The sequence below is a fragment of the Microcoleus sp. B13-B6 genome (genome assembly GCF_036705405.1).
Lineage (GTDB): Bacteria > Cyanobacteriota > Cyanobacteriia > Cyanobacteriales > Microcoleaceae > Microcoleus.
Window position 1 is genome coordinate 1 of sequence record NZ_JAUBUJ010000135.1, and the last position, 17,906, is coordinate 17,906.

Annotated in this window: 11 protein-coding genes; 7 read left to right on the forward strand and 4 right to left on the reverse strand. The window is 46.6% G+C overall.

Annotated elements, in window-relative coordinates:
* Nucleotides 1-101 precede the first annotated feature (101 nt).
* A complete protein-coding gene (locus QUB35_RS35340) occupies nucleotides 102-2,624 on the reverse strand; it encodes an EAL domain-containing protein (protein ID WP_333147160.1) in 2,523 nt (840 codons plus the stop codon).
* A 337-nt stretch (nucleotides 2,625-2,961) separates the two neighbouring features.
* Between QUB35_RS35340 and QUB35_RS35345 the strand changes: the two genes are divergently transcribed.
* The 5 genes from QUB35_RS35345 to QUB35_RS35365 all read left to right on the forward strand — a co-directional run bounded on the left by QUB35_RS35345 (nucleotide 2,962) and on the right by QUB35_RS35365 (nucleotide 6,668).
* Nucleotides 2,962-4,293, forward strand: coding sequence for a transposase (locus QUB35_RS35345; protein ID WP_333147162.1), 1,332 nt, complete (start codon nucleotides 2,962-2,964; stop codon nucleotides 4,291-4,293).
* A 113-nt stretch (nucleotides 4,294-4,406) separates the two neighbouring features.
* Nucleotides 4,407-5,234, forward strand: a complete 828-nt coding sequence (dapB, locus tag QUB35_RS35350; protein WP_333147164.1) for a 4-hydroxy-tetrahydrodipicolinate reductase — start codon at nucleotides 4,407-4,409, stop codon at nucleotides 5,232-5,234.
* A gap of 101 nt (nucleotides 5,235-5,335) precedes the next feature.
* The gene (locus tag QUB35_RS35355) at nucleotides 5,336-6,046 is read left to right on the forward strand and encodes a phosphate ABC transporter permease (protein WP_333147166.1); all 711 of its coding nucleotides are present in this window, start codon (nucleotides 5,336-5,338) and stop codon (nucleotides 6,044-6,046) included.
* Between the two features lie 72 nt (nucleotides 6,047-6,118).
* On the forward strand, nucleotides 6,119-6,355 hold the full coding sequence (locus QUB35_RS35360; protein WP_333107757.1) for a DUF4160 domain-containing protein: 237 nt from the start codon (nucleotides 6,119-6,121) through the stop codon (nucleotides 6,353-6,355).
* Nucleotides 6,336-6,668: a DUF2442 domain-containing protein gene (locus QUB35_RS35365; RefSeq protein ID WP_333147168.1), complete on the forward strand. Its 333-nt coding sequence runs from the start codon at nucleotides 6,336-6,338 to the stop codon at nucleotides 6,666-6,668. Before QUB35_RS35360 ends, QUB35_RS35365 begins: the two co-directional genes overlap by 20 nt.
* 18 nt (nucleotides 6,669-6,686) lie before the next feature.
* Here the strand turns inward: QUB35_RS35365 and QUB35_RS35370 are convergent, their stop codons facing one another.
* Nucleotides 6,687-7,310 carry a precorrin-8X methylmutase gene (locus QUB35_RS35370; protein WP_333058319.1) on the reverse strand — a complete coding sequence of 208 codons (624 nt, stop codon included), beginning with the start codon at nucleotides 7,308-7,310 and terminating at the stop codon, nucleotides 6,687-6,689.
* A 121-nt stretch (nucleotides 7,311-7,431) separates the two neighbouring features.
* Nucleotides 7,432-8,238 carry a TPM domain-containing protein gene (locus tag QUB35_RS35375; RefSeq protein ID WP_015179020.1) on the reverse strand — a complete coding sequence of 269 codons (807 nt, stop codon included), beginning with the start codon at nucleotides 8,236-8,238 and terminating at the stop codon, nucleotides 7,432-7,434.
* A gap of 661 nt (nucleotides 8,239-8,899) precedes the next feature.
* On the opposite strand from QUB35_RS35375, the gene QUB35_RS35380 reads away from it, so the two are divergent.
* Nucleotides 8,900-11,278 carry a DUF4114 domain-containing protein gene (locus tag QUB35_RS35380; protein ID WP_333147171.1) on the forward strand — a complete coding sequence of 793 codons (2,379 nt, stop codon included), beginning with the start codon at nucleotides 8,900-8,902 and terminating at the stop codon, nucleotides 11,276-11,278.
* A gap of 300 nt (nucleotides 11,279-11,578) precedes the next feature.
* Here QUB35_RS35380 and QUB35_RS35385 read toward each other — a convergent pair whose 3' ends face one another.
* Nucleotides 11,579-12,376 carry an IS4 family transposase gene (locus tag QUB35_RS35385; protein ID WP_333147173.1) on the reverse strand — a complete coding sequence of 266 codons (798 nt, stop codon included), beginning with the start codon at nucleotides 12,374-12,376 and terminating at the stop codon, nucleotides 11,579-11,581.
* A 326-nt stretch (nucleotides 12,377-12,702) separates the two neighbouring features.
* Between QUB35_RS35385 and QUB35_RS35390 the strand changes: the two genes are divergently transcribed.
* Nucleotides 12,703-17,868, forward strand: coding sequence for a DUF4114 domain-containing protein (locus tag QUB35_RS35390; RefSeq protein WP_333147176.1), 5,166 nt, complete (start codon nucleotides 12,703-12,705; stop codon nucleotides 17,866-17,868).
* Nucleotides 17,869-17,906: the final 38 nt, after the last annotated feature.

The following is a 17,906-nucleotide window of genomic DNA, read 5'->3' on the forward strand; positions in this document are numbered from 1 at the left end:
TGCCCTATGCCCTATGCCCTATGCCCTATGCCCTATGCCCATGAGTACCTCATATGAGAGCTCGAAAGGCTATACAATAACTAATAACTAAAAACCCACAACTACCACTGCGGCTCGGAAGCCATCAAAGCAGTCGCAGCCTCGCTCGGTAACGGCTTAGCAAAAAAATAACCCTGACCATATTCGCAGCCGATCGACCTCAACCTAGCTAATTGTGCCGCCGTCTCCACACCCTCAGCAATCACATCCATACCCAAAGCATGAGCCAGCGCCACAATCGTCCGCACGATCGCCACATTCTCCCCCTCGCTTTCGATCTCCATCCGCCCCACAAACGACTTATCAACCTTCAAAGTATCCGTAGGAAACCGACTTAAATAACTCAACGACGAATAACCCGTGCCAAAATCATCAATTCCCAACTTGACATTAAGCTCCTTCATGTGCTTCAAAACCGCGATCGCCGACTCCACATCATCCATCACCACACTCTCAGTAATCTCCAACTTCAAAGTCTCGGCACTCAAACCCGTTGTTTCCAAAATCACCTGAATGCGATCGACCAAATCCGGCTGGGCAAACTGCTTCCCAGATAAATTTACACTCATAATCAAAGGTCGATCGAAATCAAACATTCCCTCCCAAAGCCCCAACTGCCGGCAAGCCTCCTCCAACACCCACTCACCCAGCGGCACAATTGCCCCCGTTTCCTCAGCCACCGGAATAAACTTCATCGGCGGAATCAAACCCCGCAGCGGGTGTTGCCAGCGTACCAAAGCCTCAAACCCAATAATCCTCCCGCTTGCCAAAGATACAAACGGCTGGTAGTGCAGCAAAAATTCCCGACGCTTGAGGGCCATCCGCAAATCAGTTTCCAACTGCAACCTCTCCACCGCCAAATCGTGCATCGAAGCATTAAACACCTGATACCTTCCCGTCCCCAAAGCCTTCGCCCGGTACATCGCCGTGTGGGCGTCCCGCAGCAAGTGTTCGGGCTGTTCCCTGACAGTAGCAGCGGGTTCGCCCCCCAGGGCAATCCCGATGCTCGCAGTCACAAACACCTCTTGCCCCTTCAACTCAAAAGGTACAATTAAAGCTTGATGAATTCGAGTGGCCAAATCCACCGCACTAGCAACATCAACATTCCTCACCAAAATCGCAAAATCATCACCCCCCACCCGCGCCACAGTATCTGCACGACCAATACTTGCCCTCAACCGCAGCACCACCGCCATCAGCAGTTCGTCCCCCACCAAATGACCCAAAGAATCATTAATCACCTTAAACCTGTCTAAATCCAGAAACAGCACCGCAAACAGATAGCTGCGCCGGCCCCTAGTATTGGCGATCGCCCGCCCCAGGCAATCCACGAACAAATCCCGGTTGGGCAAACCCGTCAGAGAATCGTGAAAAGCATCGTAAAGCTTCCTGTAAGCACTGACACCCACACCAGTCACCACCAAACCTAAAGCCGGCGACACCAGCGGCACCCACCCACCCCCAGTAAAAATCCCATAACTAATCCCCAAAAGTCCCATCAATGCAGCACCCCCAGCCAATCCCGCCCTCCCAGGATGCTGAATCCGCCAAGCCAAAACCCCGCCAACCATCGCCCAAGCACAGTTCCACAAAATTTCCGCCCATTCTGGCCACACCCAAAACAGCGATCGTCCATCCAAAACCGCACTCAATATTTGGCTGAGCATTTGCGTGTGCAGCAACACCCCCGGCATTTTCGGACTTTGCTTTTTAACCGGGCTGTAAGGCGACAAAAACAAATCTCTGGTACTCGGTGCCGTCGTCCCGATCAACACAATCTTGTCCTTAACCCAGCTTGGTTCAATTTCTCCCTTCAATACCTGCCTGATACTGACTTGTCGCGCCACCTCGTTCGCAGAACGGTATTTGAGCAGAATTTGGTAGCCTTTGGCGTCGAGATTTGCATAGCCACCACTGTCAGAAGTTAAAGGTACAAATTCTGCCTTTCCCCAGTTGATTTGGTGGGGATGAACAGCGCTATTTTTCTGCTGTACTCTGTCTTTGAGATACAGCAAAGCCACTTGCAGAGAAAACGATAAAGCAATCTTTTTGTCTGGTTGCGAGACTGAGAGCAAATTGCGGCGTACAACACCATCAGGATCGAGCACGAAGTCGTTAAAACCAACCCGATCGGGCGGTATCCCCGGAGGCGCCGGCACTCCCTGACTTTCTGAATCGCTCAATTTATAGATCGCCACCACATTCGGTGCTTTCAGCCCTGCCAGCAATTCTTGGTGTCCCGGCGCTTGAGGCAAATCCCGGTACAAATCCAAACCGATGACTTTTGGCTGATACTTTTGCAGTTTTGCCAAGGTTTGAGCGATCGTCTTGTCGGAAATCGGAAATCTCCCCAAAGCTTGAATATCGGCTTCAGAAATTTCCACTACCAGCAGCCGCGGATCGGGGCCGGAATCTGGCTGCAAGCGCACTAACGAGTCAAAACTCCCCAACTCCCAGCTTTGCAGGCCTCCCAACTGCCGAACTCCCATATTCAGCAGCGTTACAGTCGCGCCCACAAGCATTGCAGGCAAAATCCTGACCCGTCGGTTTTGAGAACTCAGGTTGAGGCCAGTTGCCACAGACATGACATATCGAAGATTTCGAGAGAATTTGGCAGTCACAGAAAAAATATGTCGGTGCAAATTAGCTTTGCACAAGTCTGTTCTAACAGAATTGAGCTTAATATGAGATTGAATGTAATTTTTTCAGAACTTGTGCCACAACCGAGTTTCTTTAAGCTAATTACTCGATTTGGCAAAGTATTTCTGGGATGGGAAACCGGGTTTCTCAAGATTTACCCACCAGTCCTGTCTTTCATAGAAAATCCTCGTTGGAAACCCTGCGTCTTTAGACCAGGGAGGAAAAGGGATAGGCAGGATTTATCCTGGCATTTCGCTGTATACTTATAACAGTAGCGAAAAGATGGTTATGTACCTGACCCAGAAGAACCAAGTGCGAGAACTGAATAAGTCCGAGTTTTTGGCTCTCAAGGAATTGTGCCGACTGAGTAAGAACCTCTACAACGTAGGGCTTTACACAGTTCGACAATACTTCTTTCAGGAGCGTAAGCACCTGCGCTACGAGTCGAACTACCACCAGTGTAAGGTTAACGAGAACTACCAGTTGCTGAACACTGATATTGCTCAACAGACACTGAAGGTAGTAGACCGAATATTCAAAAGCTTCTACGGATTGATTAGTGCAGTTAGGGAGGGAAGCTACCAACAGCGAGTTAAGCTTCCTCACTACTTGCCAACAGACGGCTACTTCTTGCTGATAATCCCTTGCGGGTTGTCTACCCGTAAGGACAAGACAAAAGTACCGAGACTGGTCATCAAAGACGGCAAGTTTCGGATACCCATGTCCAATCAATTCAAGAAACAGTTTGGGGAAGTTTGGATCAACTTTCCAGACCGCATTAACTACGAATCCCTCAAAGAGATTCGCATTCACCCCAAATACAACGGTCGATACTTCGAGGTTGAATTTATCAACGAAGTAGAACCAGAACCCGTAGAAGTCAATCCCAGTAGTGCGATTAGCATTGATTTGGGAGTAGACAACCTTGCTGCTTGTGTTGATACCAATGGGGCATCCTTCCTGGTGGATGGCAAACCAATTAAATCGATTAACCAGTGGTACAACAAACGCAATGCTTGTCTGCAATCCATCAAGGATAAGCAGGGAATTAAAGGTATTACCAACCAGCAAGTAAAGCTGGTGGTAAGGCGCAATAATCAGGTGAGAGATTACCTGAACAAGGCAGCACGGTTTATAGTCAACCACTGCATTGATAACCAGATTGCACAACTGATTGTTGGTTATAATCCTGGAATCAAACAGGAAATCAACATCGGAAAGTGCAACAACCAGAACTTTGTACAAATCCCGTTTTATTCTTTGCGTTCTAAGTTGAGATCGCTGTGTGAGCGATACGGATTGGTTTACACCGAACAGGAAGAGTCGTATACCAGCAAAGCAAGTGCTATCGATGGTGATGAAGTACCTGTTTACAATGCCGACAATCCTAAGAATTACCAGTTCTCTGGTAAACGAATTAAGCGAGGATTGTATCGGACAAAAGAGAAACATCTGGTTAACAGTGACTTGAATGGTTCAGCAAATATCGGAAGGAAAAGTAAGCACAATGGCTTTGCCGGAGTGTCTAGGGGGTCATTGACTGCCCCAAGAAGGATTAATCTTCTGAAACTAGAGAGAAAATGTGAAGAAGCGCGGATTTATCCCGTTTCGTAACATCCTCTTAGAATCCCCTCGGCTTTAGCCAGGGGAGGGTCAATCCTTGTTTCCCCAAATTCGCACAAGCGTTAAAATTTAGTCGATCGAACTTTCAGGATATTTTTGAGATTATGGCGAATCAACTTCCCATTCCGGTGATTGTTAACGGTGCAGCCGGCAAAATGGGCCGCGAAGTAATTAAGGCGATCGCCCATGCTAGTGACATGACCTTATTTGGGGCTGTAGACCGCTCTCCTGAGTGCCTCAACGCCGATGCCGGGGAATTAGCCGGATGCGGCCCGTTAGAAGTTCCCATCACTGACGACTTGCAAGGAATGCTGGTATTAGCATCTCAGGAAAAGCAGTTAGGGGTGATGGTAGATTTTACACACCCTTCGTCAGTTTATGAAAACGTGCGATCGGCCATAGCTTACGGCATTCGCCCAGTAGTCGGCACTACCGGATTGAGCAGCAAGCAAATTGAAAACTTAGCTGAATTTGCTGACAAAGCGAGCATCGGCTGTTTGATCGTACCCAATTTCTCGATCGGCATGGTGTTGCTCCAACAAGCCGCCGTCACGGCATCTCAGTATTTTGAACACGTAGAAATTATCGAGCTCCACCACAATCAAAAAGCCGACGCTCCCAGCGGTACGGCAATTCAAACTGCCCAAATGTTAGCAGAAATGGGAAAAACTTTCAATCTGCCAGAAGTTGAGGAAACCGAAAAATTAGCCGGTGCTCGGGGTTCAGTGGCCGATGAAGGGATTCGCATTCACAGCATCCGTTTACCCGGTTTAATTGCCCACCAAGAAGTAATTTTTGGTGGCGCCGGTCAAGTTTATACTTTACGACACGATACGAGCGATCGAGCTTGTTATATGCCAGGAGTCTTGCTGTCTATACGCAAAGTCCTTGAATTGCGATCGCTCGTTTACGGCCTGGAAAAAATACTGTAGGTAATTGGTAATTGGTAATTGGTAATTGGTAACTTGTTACTACTGCCAACTGCCAACTGCCAACTGCCAACTGCCAACTGCCAACTGCCAACTGACTAATTATGCTAATTCCCTTAACCCGCGAAACCTTTCAAGAACTAATTCCCGCCGTCGCCACGGGAGCGCAATACAAATATATCTGGGGAAAACCGCCCGATTTTTTGAGGCGAATGTTAATCTCGGCAGTCAGCGTAGTTTTCCTCCTGGTAGTTTATAACTTCGTCGGTTCCGATGTCGGGCCGCTAGTTTTAATCACCGGATTGATAGCTGGTTTGTACTGGCTGTGGGGGCCGATTTTGTGGGCGAGTTTGCGGAATGCAGAATGCCGCAAATATCAATACTGCGGTTTTTGGCAAGGACGAGTTTTGGATATATATATTACAGATGAAGTCACAAGTCAAGAAGAAACAGTCAATCAAAAAGGACAACTCGTAATAGTTGACAACCTAGAACCGCGCATCAACTTAGAAGTTGGTGACAAAACCGGATTTACTACTACACTTCGAGCTCCCTTGCGGAAAGATCACCAAGGAATTGTCCCCGGCCAAGCTGCTTTAATGTTAATCATGTCAAATCAAGAAGATTTAGGCAGAATTGCCAAAGTTTCAGATATTTATATTCCCAGCCGCGACGTGTGGGTGAGCGACTATCCTTATTTACGCAGAGATTTGTTTGTAGAAATGAGCCAACAGATTAAAAAAGGTAGGAAAAAAGACCGCGATCGCACTAATCAAAGTAGAGATGTAAAAAGGCGATCGCCCGCTGATTATTAATATGGATAGTAGCGACAAATTTAAGAGCGATCGCAAGTTAAACTTAGGACAAAATTCACAAGATAGCAGCTAATGCCTACGGTTCTTCAGGTTGGCCCCTACAGTTTCATCTTTTTTAGTTCCGATCGAGGCGAACCAGCCCACATTCATGTTAAACGCGATCGGCAACTTGCCAAATTTTGGATGAATCCTGTATCTCTAGAAAAAAATCGAGGCTTCAAAGAGCATGAATTAAACCAGATTGCTCGTCTTGTAGAGGAATATGAACAAATATTGTTGGAGGCTTGGCATGACTACTTTGATCCTTGAAACAGAACCCCTCGTAATTAAAGTCACGGTGACAGATGAAAAAGTAATTGTGGACTTAGTTGATGGTCGCAGTTTGAGCGTGCCCTTAGCTTGGTATCCCCGTTTGTTGCACGGTACTCCGGAGGAAAGACATAATTGGCAGCTACTTGGAGATGGTTATGCCATTGAATGGGTTGATTTAGACGAACATATTGGAGTTGAAGGTTTGCTAGCCGGCCGACGCAGCAGTGAAAGTCAACGATCATTTGAAAGTTGGTTAATTAACCGCAAGACTGATCGAAATAATCCAGAACGACTAATAACTAATGACTAATGACTGCTGACTTATCGCTCAACTATTCCCCTCTTGGCCGTAAGCCTGCCAAGCCAAATCCACCAGCCCGTTAACAATAGCCACAGCTACCACGGCAGAGCCCTTGCGGCCCTCAATCCGAATGTGAGGAATCATCGAATCGTGCAGCCGCGACTTCGCCACGTCCACCCCCACAAACCCAGAAGGAGTTCCAATTACCAAAGCCGGCCGAATTTCCTCAGATTCAATCAAATCTACGATCGCCGACAAAGCAGTTTGAGCCTGGCCCACCACAAAAATCCCTTCAGGATAGCGTCTTGCCAAAGTTTCAATCCCCCAAGCCGCCCGCGTCCTTTCCCTTTGGGGGCGCGTCAAAGCCTCCATCGAACAGTAAACCGGATTCGCAAAGGTACTTTGGATCAAGGGCGTAATGCCCACCTGCACCATCGGCACATCTACCACGATCGTAGTCCGAGCAGCCAAAGCCGCCGCCCCAGCTTGCAAAGCCTGATCGGAAAAACTAATTAAAGACTTGTACTCAAAATCAGCAGTCGCATAAATCACGCGGCGGACTATTTCGTACTCCGCCGCTGAAAAACCGTGGTCGCCAATTTCGTTATCGATTAATCCCAGACTCTGGGCATCGCTTACGTGCCATTCCATTTGTTGGATAGCTGTCGCCTGTGAGTTGTCAGGTATCAGCTTACCAGCTTTTAGTCATTCGTTGACTGTTGAGTAAAATCTACCAACTGCCAACTGCCAACTGCCAACTGCCAACTGACAACTAAGTTTCCGACGACGAAGAAGATTTGCCCAACACCGGAGTCAGGAATGCCACCAAAACTCCGATCGCAAAACCAGACACATTCCGAACCACAGGCAACCAGTCAGAAGTCCGAGTCACCACTGGCCCAAGTCCGAAAGCGAAAAACAGAATGCCCCACAGCGGCGAAAAAATCAGCGCCCACTGCCAAGCCACAACCTGTCCCGGCTTCCGAGGCTGAGCCGCAAACCCGCAGATGACGCCGCCAACCACCGACGTAATTAACGTCAGAACCCACTGTTCCCTCGGCAAACCCGGAACCACGCGGCATCCGCCCTGACGCAAACAGCCTTCTATGGACTCCAAAGATTCAATAATCGCTCGATCTTCCCCATTGTCCCGCACAAAAAATTGATTACCGTAGCGGGTTTGCAGTTCCACCCAAAAAGTGCGCGGCAGCAGCGGATACAGCGAGTCGCCCACATTAAAATTGAGCAAATTGCCCCCTCGGGGGTCAGCAACTAGCAACACACTCTTGTCATCTAGCCCCCAATAACTTTTGACAGCCAAACCGGGCGTGCGATCGTACTGAGTCAGCACTCGCAGTTTCCAGCCGGTTTCGGCTTCAAATGCCTTTAAATTTTTTGCCAAAGTTTGTTCTTCAATATCCGTGAGGGCTTTAGCTAAGTCAATGATCGGCGTCTGAGTTGACGGCAACAAATCGGGATTATTGAAAGCGTGGGCCGCAGGTGCGATCGTCCACACAGACAAAGCCAGAAAAAATGCGGCAACAGAGGCTAGAAATTTTCGCGGGAAAAGCTGTGACATAGGAACTTATAATCCGGGTCTTAATTGTGAATGCTAGCTGGCGGTCTTAACCAGAGGATAAGAGAAAACTCATATTTCTTTACAATTATTTACTTTACAGGAAGCGGAGAGCAAGGGGAAGGGTTCGGGGAAGGAAAGTTTTGAACAGGGAAGGGACTGAAAATTAACTGTAGAGGGCGCAGTTGCGATCCAGGGTCAACCATCGTTAAGCAAGAGCTCGATTTCCTGACGGGGTGAGTATCGATCCCAGATATTGCACCCGCAATCAAAAACCTGTAGGCGCGGGTTCACCAAAAGCTTTAAGGGGTGCAGACAGGTTAAATAAACCCGCCCCCACCTACAAAAAAGCCCCTTATTGATATTGGTGCAACATCTCAGATTAATAATAATTCAAGCCGATGGTAACAAAGAGAGACCCTGTGTGCGATCGGTTATTTAAGTATTTTCCTGCCTGAAAAAACTTACCTTCATAAAGATTTAGCATAAGTTGAAAAACTACCAGTAAATATACTGGAAATCCAACAGACTAGCAACACCCAAAAAAGCTCTAAAATTATGTATTTTCCCGAATATCTTTATCATCGAGCCGAGCCGATAATGATGAGCAACCGCTGAATAATGATTTAAAAGAAATTAACCATTTCTCAAGGAGCGCGAGCGAGTGCCTTTAACCGACCAGATTAGAGAACCTTTAACAGAAATGGAATCCTTAATTCCCGGACTTGCCCCAACTTTCGCCCCACAACGGCCGGAAATTCAGACTAACAAAACCTTATTAGATCAAACTCCGGGCTCTTCTCAAAACCCCGAACAACTTAACTTAATAGAACCCGCAAGCGGGCCCGCATCCGAATTCAGTCGAACAGAAGCTGATGCTTTTATTATTAATAAAGCCTCCGATATTAACAGCATACCTTCTACCAACACCAGCCCTCTGATAACTAACAGCACTCTCAGGGATACAACAAATTCTGAAGTTGACCCCCTAATTGGTAAACTCGACTCGGACTTAGGAGACCCCCTAACCAACCCAAATCGAATTGCCTCAAATAACGTTTCTTCTGATTCTAATAAATCTGCGACTGACATACCTCCAGTCAACTCGTCAATTAGCAACTCAGAACTAAATAAAACCACAGAAGCTACAACCGCTGTTCCCGATCAATTGCTGGAAAATAAAACACAATTATCGCCAACCGCCTCCACAAAATCAGAACAAGATTCGGACAAAACATTACCAGTTGTAACTGCATCTACCACGAGCGAAAAAGCTTCCGACAAAACGCCATTACCCGCTACCGCTGAAACGACTTCAAAACCCGAAGAACACCAAACGCCTTTATCATCAGAGACTACACTCTTCTTCGAGTCATCACCAAACAAAATATCACCGGCAACTGCATCAACGTCTGACAATTCAGGAGAAAATACAACATCACCCGCAACTGCCTCAGCCACTGAAAACCCTGAACTAGATCGAACATTACCTGCAACTACATCAACGACTGATAAATCAGAACCAGATCGAACATCACCTGCAACTGCGTCAGCTTCTGATAAATCAGAACCAGATCGAACATCACCTGCAACTGCGTCAGCTTCTGATAAATCAGAATCCAACAAAACCTCAGTTGCGACTACATCAACGACTGACAAATCCGAACCCAACAAAACTTCACCTACCGAAATCTCCACCACCAAAAACTTAGATACAGCCACTAATCTAGAACCCAATAAAACCTCAACCCCAGAACCAGATCAAACCTCAACTCCCCCAACCAACATCAACTTTGACTCAAACGCATTCAGTGTCGATGAAAAAGGAATAATCGGCATACAATTCACATCCGACGGCGGCTGGTATAGCGGACAACTAGCCATCGTCAGCCTACTCGGAATGGAAAAATTCGTTCCCGGTTCCGAGGCGTTCATCAAAGAAGCAGCAAGTCGAGCTTTAAGCAACTCGACAAAGGGCTACATCGCAATGGATGACGATTTAGAAGGAGCATATTACACCGATCCTAACAGCTCAGAAAACCTCAATTCCGGGCAATACCTCGGCACAAAAACATTTGCCATGACGCCTGGGGACAAATTCTTCTTCATGCTAGTACCCAACGGCACCGTACAGCAAGTATACGACAACCCCGCAATCGGCGGCGACAAAAAACCCCTATTTTCAATAGCTACAGACAATCCCAGCGACGGCTTCAGTATCGGTCAAATTGCCGACATTACAGGAGAAGGGCAACTCTTCGTCATGGAAGACATGGGGCTGATTCAAGGAAGCGATCGGGATTACGACGATATCACATTCCGAGTCACGGGCGCTATATCTAAAATCATTCCCCTCAGCCAATTAGTTGACGCCAAATCCGCAGCAATTCACTCCCAATTAATTCAAAAACTGAAGGGTGAATCGGATAAATCAGAGCCGAAATCTCCAGCAGAATCAAGTGCTACTAATTCGGCTGATAAATCGCAGGAAAAAACATCATTAATAACTAGCGATACCGACAAACAAAAGCCTCAGCCAACAGCAACACTCACTGACGATTACAGTCAAAAACTTCAACTAACAGTAGAAAATGTTCCTAACCCAGACAATCAAAAACCTCAATCACCAGTAATAGTTACCGACTCAGACAGTCAAAAACCTCAACCAACAGCAGCAACCATTGTTAACCCAGATGGCAAAGAATTGCCAATAACAACAGTAACCACAGTTACCGAGTCAGACAGTCAAAAACCTCAACTAACAACAGTCGCTAACTCAGATAGCAAACAATCGCCACCAACAGAAATACTAACTGTTAGCCAACCCAAAAATCAAGAATCTACAAAAACAGGAACATCAACAGTTGGTAAATCCCCAACTCAAGAATCGCTAGAAATAGAACAAATAACCCCTAATCCAAAAACACCAAGCGCTAGCATTAATGAATTTAATTCAGGAATTGAACCGCAAGTATCACTGTCGGGGCGACAAGTCGTCTATAACGCTGATAGAATAAGCCTCATAGCTCTTATGCCTTGTTGATAATTAGGTAGTTTATGTGGAGACAAAGACATTAATTCAACAACAACCTGCCAATTACTAAACATCAAATCGACCCATGATTCACCCCAAAGTCCAATATAAAAAGTGCTATGTCTAGCATATTTTCTGTGACTTTCTGTTTTTCTGCTTAGATATTCTTGAACTTGCTTTGACTTAATTTCTATCCCTTGGATTATACTCTTCAAGTATGCTAGTGATAACAGAATTAATAATTTACTCAATCGCTCGCCCGTGAGATTAGTCCTTTCTAGGTTATATCCTCCACCCTTAAAGTCTCGCTCACATTTCTTCAATTCCAAATCTTTTTGCATAAGCATCAACTGCTGCTTGTATATTTGCCAAGCTTGTCAGAATATACCAAGGTTCTTCTGTAGTAATATTTCGATATTTACCCAGCCACTTACCTGCCAAATTAAACCCCGTAACTGGTGCGGTTTTTCGGATTGTTACTTCTTGATTGAAAAAGCTATTTCCTTGCTCTAATCCTAGCATTTTTAGTTCAGTCCATAACTCCAATTCCGTCTTGATACAAACATTCTTTTTTAGTCGTAAACAGAAATCTACTTTCTTCTCCCTCAGCCAATTTGCCAGGCTAACACTACAAAATTCACGATCTCCTAACACGAGCAATTTATAATTTGATAAGGCGGCGAATACTGGCGTTAATACGAATTGTTTATTTTCCAATGTGCTGTTCCCTTGTTTGTCAAGGACTTTCCAATAAATAGGAATAGCTCTTTTTCGCCAAATCATGCTAACCATCAAAATATTATTTGATTGCCATTTGGTTCGGTCTATTGCTAAATATACAACCTTATTTTGTTTGACACTACCTTTAATCCAACCAATCACCAGTGGCAACCAAATACTATCTAGAGTCCATTCATCCTCCGATAAAAATCTCTGAATCTTTTTTCTTCTACTTTCAAATTTAATGGGCATCGCTAGTTTTGTTGCTATGCTTTCCAATGTGACTTCTTTAATCGATTGCACTACTTGAATCAATAAAATTGTCAATAAGTAATGAGAACGTGTCAGCTTTTCTAACAAATGGGCATGATATAATTCTGGTATCATTTAAGTGTTTTTGGGTAAGAAGCTTTCTTACCCTATCTTTTTCTAGGCGATTTGTCTAGGATTGCCGGACTGTATGATTTTCAGGCAACCTGTCACCCCGTCAGCAAGTATCAACAGAATCTATTGTCAGCCAGCCAGCCGATGCTGAATTAATTAAAACCGACAAAATTGCAAGTAATCAGATTTCTCAATCGCCCGCTGAAGCCGAATATGGTGCAAACGGTACTGCTTCTCGATCAACCGCTGCAACTACGCTGATTCCCACTCCTATCGCTTCACAATCGCCTGCGATAACCGCTGAAATTGCCGATAATCGGGGCGAAGAATTGCCTAGAAAAACTGATAATACCCTTGACAATCCTGCATCAAAATCGCTAACCAAAATCCTTGAGGTTGTTCTCGCAGAAAAGGCTACTGATACACAGAAAAATGATCGGGCTGTTACCGCAACCACCGCTGAATTAGAAGCAGAACAATTCTACCAAAAAACCGCTGAAATTATTGGCACAAAAACAACTGTCGATGTAATTGAATATGACACCGCTTTTCCTGAAATAGTAGCCGAATTTAAAACTGAACAATTGCCGACAAAAACCGATTTAATTGTCATAACTAAAGCGGATGATACGGTTGAACGTACTCTTCCGGTTGCTGAAATAACAGCCAAAAATCAAAACGAAGAATTACTGATAAAAACAGATTCGGGCGCTGTTGCAGAATTCACGGCTGGTACAATCGATACGAACATCCCTGCCACCTTCACACTAGCCGAATTAGCAACTGAAATCTATCCAATAATTGCTATTAATTCTGACGAACCAAAACCGCGATTTTTCAACTCTAACAGCAAACTTTCCGACAATCTTACAGACAGTCAATTCCCTGACAATCTTGCAGACAGTCAACCCAATTCAACACAGCGTACTGGCAACTTCCAAAGCAGTACCAATACCCCAACAAATCTCTCAATAACAACAACAGCAAATTTACCAAGCCCCGGCACTTTCCTTGTATATAACCAAGGACAAGTCAGATTTGACTATGTATTTGACGGCGGCTACTTTGAAGGCGAACTCGGAATTTTCAGCCTGGCAGGAATGGAAGCATTTACACCAGGAACTCCAGAATTCATTGCCGAAGCATCCCGTAGAGTTTTAAGCAATTCCACCGACGGACATATTGTCATCAGCGACTCGAAAGAAGGAGCCAAATTCACCGGTGCGATGCCGTTCGACGGGGATTGGGGCAGCGGCGAATATCAGGGTATCAAAACTTTCTCCATGCTACCAGGCGACACCTTTGCCGTCATGTTAGTCCCCAACGCTACAATACAATCATCCTTCCAATCCTCATATTCGGGAAATTTGTTCCCCGAAAACCGTCCCTTATTCAGTATCGCCACAGCCAATCCCAACGATACCGCTCATCTGCTACAAATAGCCGACATTACCGGCACCGGCAACACCTTTGCCCTCGAAGATATGTCGGCCGCCAACTCAGACAGAGATTACAATGACCTAATCTTTAAAATTAGTGGCGCAATAGGAAACGCACCGCTGCTAGATACAGTCATCAATCCTGACAGAGAATGGCGCAATACTCCGTTAGGACAACAATTGCTCGCCGAAGCCAATCCCCCGAATTCTGACAACAATCCGCCCGTTGTTTCACCGACAAGCGCTCGGACTTATACAGAATTAGAGACAACTATTTCATTAGACAATCAGGCCACAGATGCAGAGGGCGACCCCCTGACAATTAGCGTCCTCAATCCAGTAAACGGCACTGTAATTTTCAATCCCTTAACGAACAAAGCATCGTTTAAACCAGCAATCGGCTTCTCTGGAATTGCCAGCTTTGATTTCCTTGCCAGCGACGCTTTTGGGAGTTCAACTCCCGCGCGGGTGACAGTCAACGTCAGCGATGTTCCCCTGCTGAATCTAGATTTTGTGAAGCGAAATCCGATCCTCAATGCAGGAGAAAATACGGAATTAGTTGTGCTCGGAGATTTTGCCGACCAAAAAGGTGTAGTGCTGCCAGATTCTTATTTAACTTACACTTCAATAAATCCAGAAGTAGCACCAATAGACGCAGCCGGGAAAGTGACAGGTTTAACCAACGGCACTTCGATTTTGAGCGCGAGTAGAAACAACCTGCAAGCAGTGACCCCAATTCGCATTGGGGCGATGCCGCAACCGACAACAGACGCTCAATTGCATCAGATACTAGCCGAAATGTACGGACTAGACCCCTACCCGGATGCCGTCTCCCTGACACCCGGCGCAACCCGGAAACTGTCCCTCGGCTTGAACCCTGGGTTGAGCGAGGTCAACTTAACCGCAGCCAGTACGGGTACGCGCTATTTTAGCAACAACAGCAACATCTTGAGGGTCAGTCCCGACGGCACTATTACAGCAGTCGGCGTTGGCGATGCTGCGGTGACTGCGATTTACGGTGCAGCAGAAGCAACAATTCCAGTGCGAGTCGAAGCGCCGCGAAGCGGGCCTGCAACCGTGGGGGCTGCTGGCGGCGTCGTCCTCTCAAGCGACGGAGAACTTATGGTGATGATGCCTCCCGGCGCTTTGAACAGCGATACAAATGTCAGCATTGCTTCCTTAAATCGCTCCGAGTTATCGCTGCCAGTCCCGACTGGATTTGAGTTTGCCGGGGCTTTTAATTTGAACTTTGGCGATAGCTCTCTGGAACAGCCAGTTCAATTAGCGGTGCCAGCACCAGAGGGCTTACCTGCGGGAACTGAGGTCTACTTCATGCGGAAGGGTGCGTTACCGGATGAAACTGGTGTCTGGAAACCAATCTGGCTTCAAGAAGAATCTGGTGTAGTTGGGGATGACGGCACAATTCGTACCTCCTCGCCACCCTATCCAGGGGTTGTCAGGCCAGGCGAATATATAATTGTCTATTCAAGTCCCACCGGAGATGCCACCTTAGTCAAAGGTCAACTCACCCTTAACTACGATTTCCCCCTAGCATTTTTTGGTATCATTGACCCCTTGGGAGGTATCGGTCAGTTGATCGATCCAAGCAACTTTGTCACCAATTTTGGGTTTACAGTTTCTTACGACATCTCTTCAGTCAAAGTAATCGCGATCCCTAAAGTGGGATTGCCAATAGTTACTGAGTTGGGCGTCCAACGAAACTCAAACGGCGTTGCGACTTTGGAAGCCAACCTAAATATACCAACACCAGCAGCTTCCAATTCCGCAGCCGCACCTAAACTTCAAGCAGCCTCTCTGAAGTTCAAAGACGAAAACAATCAACCCTTTGAGGGTAACGAACCGATTCTTTTCCTCAAAGCCAGTAACGTTCTGGCGAGCAATTTGGGCGATCCCAAGGGCAGCCGGCTCGAAGACTTAGTTGTGAAATTCTACGTTGGCGATCGCGTTTACGAACAGGCAATATTGCCCAACCTTAGCGCAACTTTGGGAGACAACCAGTTTGAAGTGGCAGTTAAAGTACCTAATACTGTAGTTTTGGGTGAGTCTTACATTTCCTTATCCAGACGGCAGAATCAACTGGTCGATCAGAACCTGACGGAACCAGTGTATGAGGAGATCGAATACAACAGCAATCCCATTTGGTTGGACGCGGGAGCTGAGTATGTTTTTGCGGCGCTAAAAGGAGCTGATGCTGTTGCAGTTTTAGACGGTACAGATCCCGAGTCGGTTGTGGCAGCTTCTAGCAGTTCTAATTTACTGCTTTCTACTATTCCTGTGGGAGATGGCGCGATCGACAGACCGCGAGACTTAGCTGTGACGAGTGACGGAACCCGCGTTTACGTGGCTCTGGAGCAGTCTGGTCGTGTGGCATTGGTCGATCCGATGGTGTTGCAACAGGTGGACACCAAACCAGATACCCCCGGCATCAACCCGATCGATTTGCCTATTGGTGCAACGCCTCGGTCAATTGCCATCGACCCCCGCAACCAATATGCCTACATCTCTGATGGGAAGCGAGGAAACATTTATGTTTTGGACATCGACCCCTTCTCCGAAGAATATCATCAGGTCATCCAGACTATCTCCCTAAGCTCAGTAACGGGTGGGTTAAATGAAATAGCTATTAGCAGTGACGGGCGCAAGCTCTTCGCCACTGCACCGGGCTTTCCAACTAGCCAGATTATCGCGGTGAATATCGATCCTGAAGACCAACCTCTCGATCCAAGCCAGAACCCCCGCAAGTGGCATCAGGAGATTGGTGTGGTAAATACTTTTGCTGGGGTGCAGGGAATGGCTGCTACCGCCGAGCCGAATCGGATGACCTTTACTAACACCAGTAATGATAGTAAGGGCTTTGGCGTATTAACAATTACCAACGACGATCCCACTAGCTTTGCCGCTACTGCCAACGATTATGCGGCGCTAAGTTTGGGTGACCCCCTAATGGGCGGTTCCCTAGATTACTTTGATGTCAATCGGGCGGTGGCTGTCACGGTGATGCGCGATGGGTCCTATGCGTTTGTGGCCGCGAAAAACGACAGTCCGCAAACCGGAGTTGAGAGCATAGACGGGGTGCGGGCAGGAAGCAATATCGGCATCATTAAAGACCCGTTTGGACCCACTCCGAAACTGGTGGCGGCGACTCGACCGATACCGCAAGGGGCAACCACTGACTTGGTACTTTCTAACGATAACAAATACCTCTATGCTTCCTACCCCACCCTGAGCGGCGACGGGGGTGTCTATGTCTTCGATGTCGAGGAAATTATCAGAACTCTGGAAAACCCTGGAGATTTTAAAATCGACAACCTCGACAGAGGTGTCAAATCGCCTTACTTCAATCCTGCCACGAGCCGTCCGGTCAGCTCGAGTAAATTCCAAAGCGTTCCAATTGACGATATTAACCCAGCAATTAGTATCGCTGCTGACTATGGGATTGTTACGGGGGATTGGCCTCGCAACCAGTTTACTTACGGTGTGTTTGATAGCAAGCACAGTCCGATCGCAACGGCTGGAAGCCCTTGGGGAATGGCAGCAAGCTTGAGTATCCAAGAAGATGAGAAGGAAAGGTTGCAGGAGCTAAGCCAGAGGATCGCAGAGCTGGTCGAAATGCGCGATACAGCAGACAATCCCAACGACGTGGACAAACTTCTTGAAAGACCTATTAGACAACGGGATGGACTGTTAAGAAAAATCTCAGTTGAGGTTCAAAGAGATAAATATGGAGATGAAGTGAATGTTAGTCCCGTTGAGCTGGAGGGAGGCAGATTAATCTTTGAAATCAACTACGAAAATCTTTTTCAAACTTTTTATGGTAGTAGCTCTGTTGCATGGAATATCGCACCGCTCGAAAAACGAGCTGTATTCGATATTGGTAGAGAGCTTGCTTCCCAACGAGTAAATTTACCCGCAGGTACTAAGCTCAAGACCATGTTGGGTTTTGGCGGGACTACCGCTCAAGGGCTTGTTCAACCTTATCCCGGCGATATCGATTATCGGGACTTAAACATAAAATACGATAAAAATAGGTTATAATGCTTACATAGCAAGCATATAACGTTAAAAAATGACCC

Bases quoted from the DNA above. Each gene is read 5' to 3' on its own strand.
- QUB35_RS35340 (WP_333147160.1), bottom strand. From the start codon at position 2,624: ATGTCTGTGGCAACTGGCCTCAACCTGAGTTCTCAAAACCGACGGGTC.
- QUB35_RS35345 (WP_333147162.1), top strand. From the start codon at position 2,962: ATGGTTATGTACCTGACCCAGAAGAACCAAGTGCGAGAACTGAATAAG.
- dapB (WP_333147164.1), top strand. From the start codon at position 4,407: ATGGCGAATCAACTTCCCATTCCGGTGATTGTTAACGGTGCAGCCGGC.
- QUB35_RS35355 (WP_333147166.1), top strand. From the start codon at position 5,336: ATGCTAATTCCCTTAACCCGCGAAACCTTTCAAGAACTAATTCCCGCC.
- QUB35_RS35360 (WP_333107757.1), top strand. From the start codon at position 6,119: ATGCCTACGGTTCTTCAGGTTGGCCCCTACAGTTTCATCTTTTTTAGT.
- QUB35_RS35365 (WP_333147168.1), top strand. From the start codon at position 6,336: ATGACTACTTTGATCCTTGAAACAGAACCCCTCGTAATTAAAGTCACG.
- QUB35_RS35370 (WP_333058319.1), bottom strand. From the start codon at position 7,310: ATGGAATGGCACGTAAGCGATGCCCAGAGTCTGGGATTAATCGATAAC.
- QUB35_RS35375 (WP_015179020.1), bottom strand. From the start codon at position 8,238: ATGTCACAGCTTTTCCCGCGAAAATTTCTAGCCTCTGTTGCCGCATTT.
- QUB35_RS35385 (WP_333147173.1), bottom strand. From the start codon at position 12,376: ATGATACCAGAATTATATCATGCCCATTTGTTAGAAAAGCTGACACGT.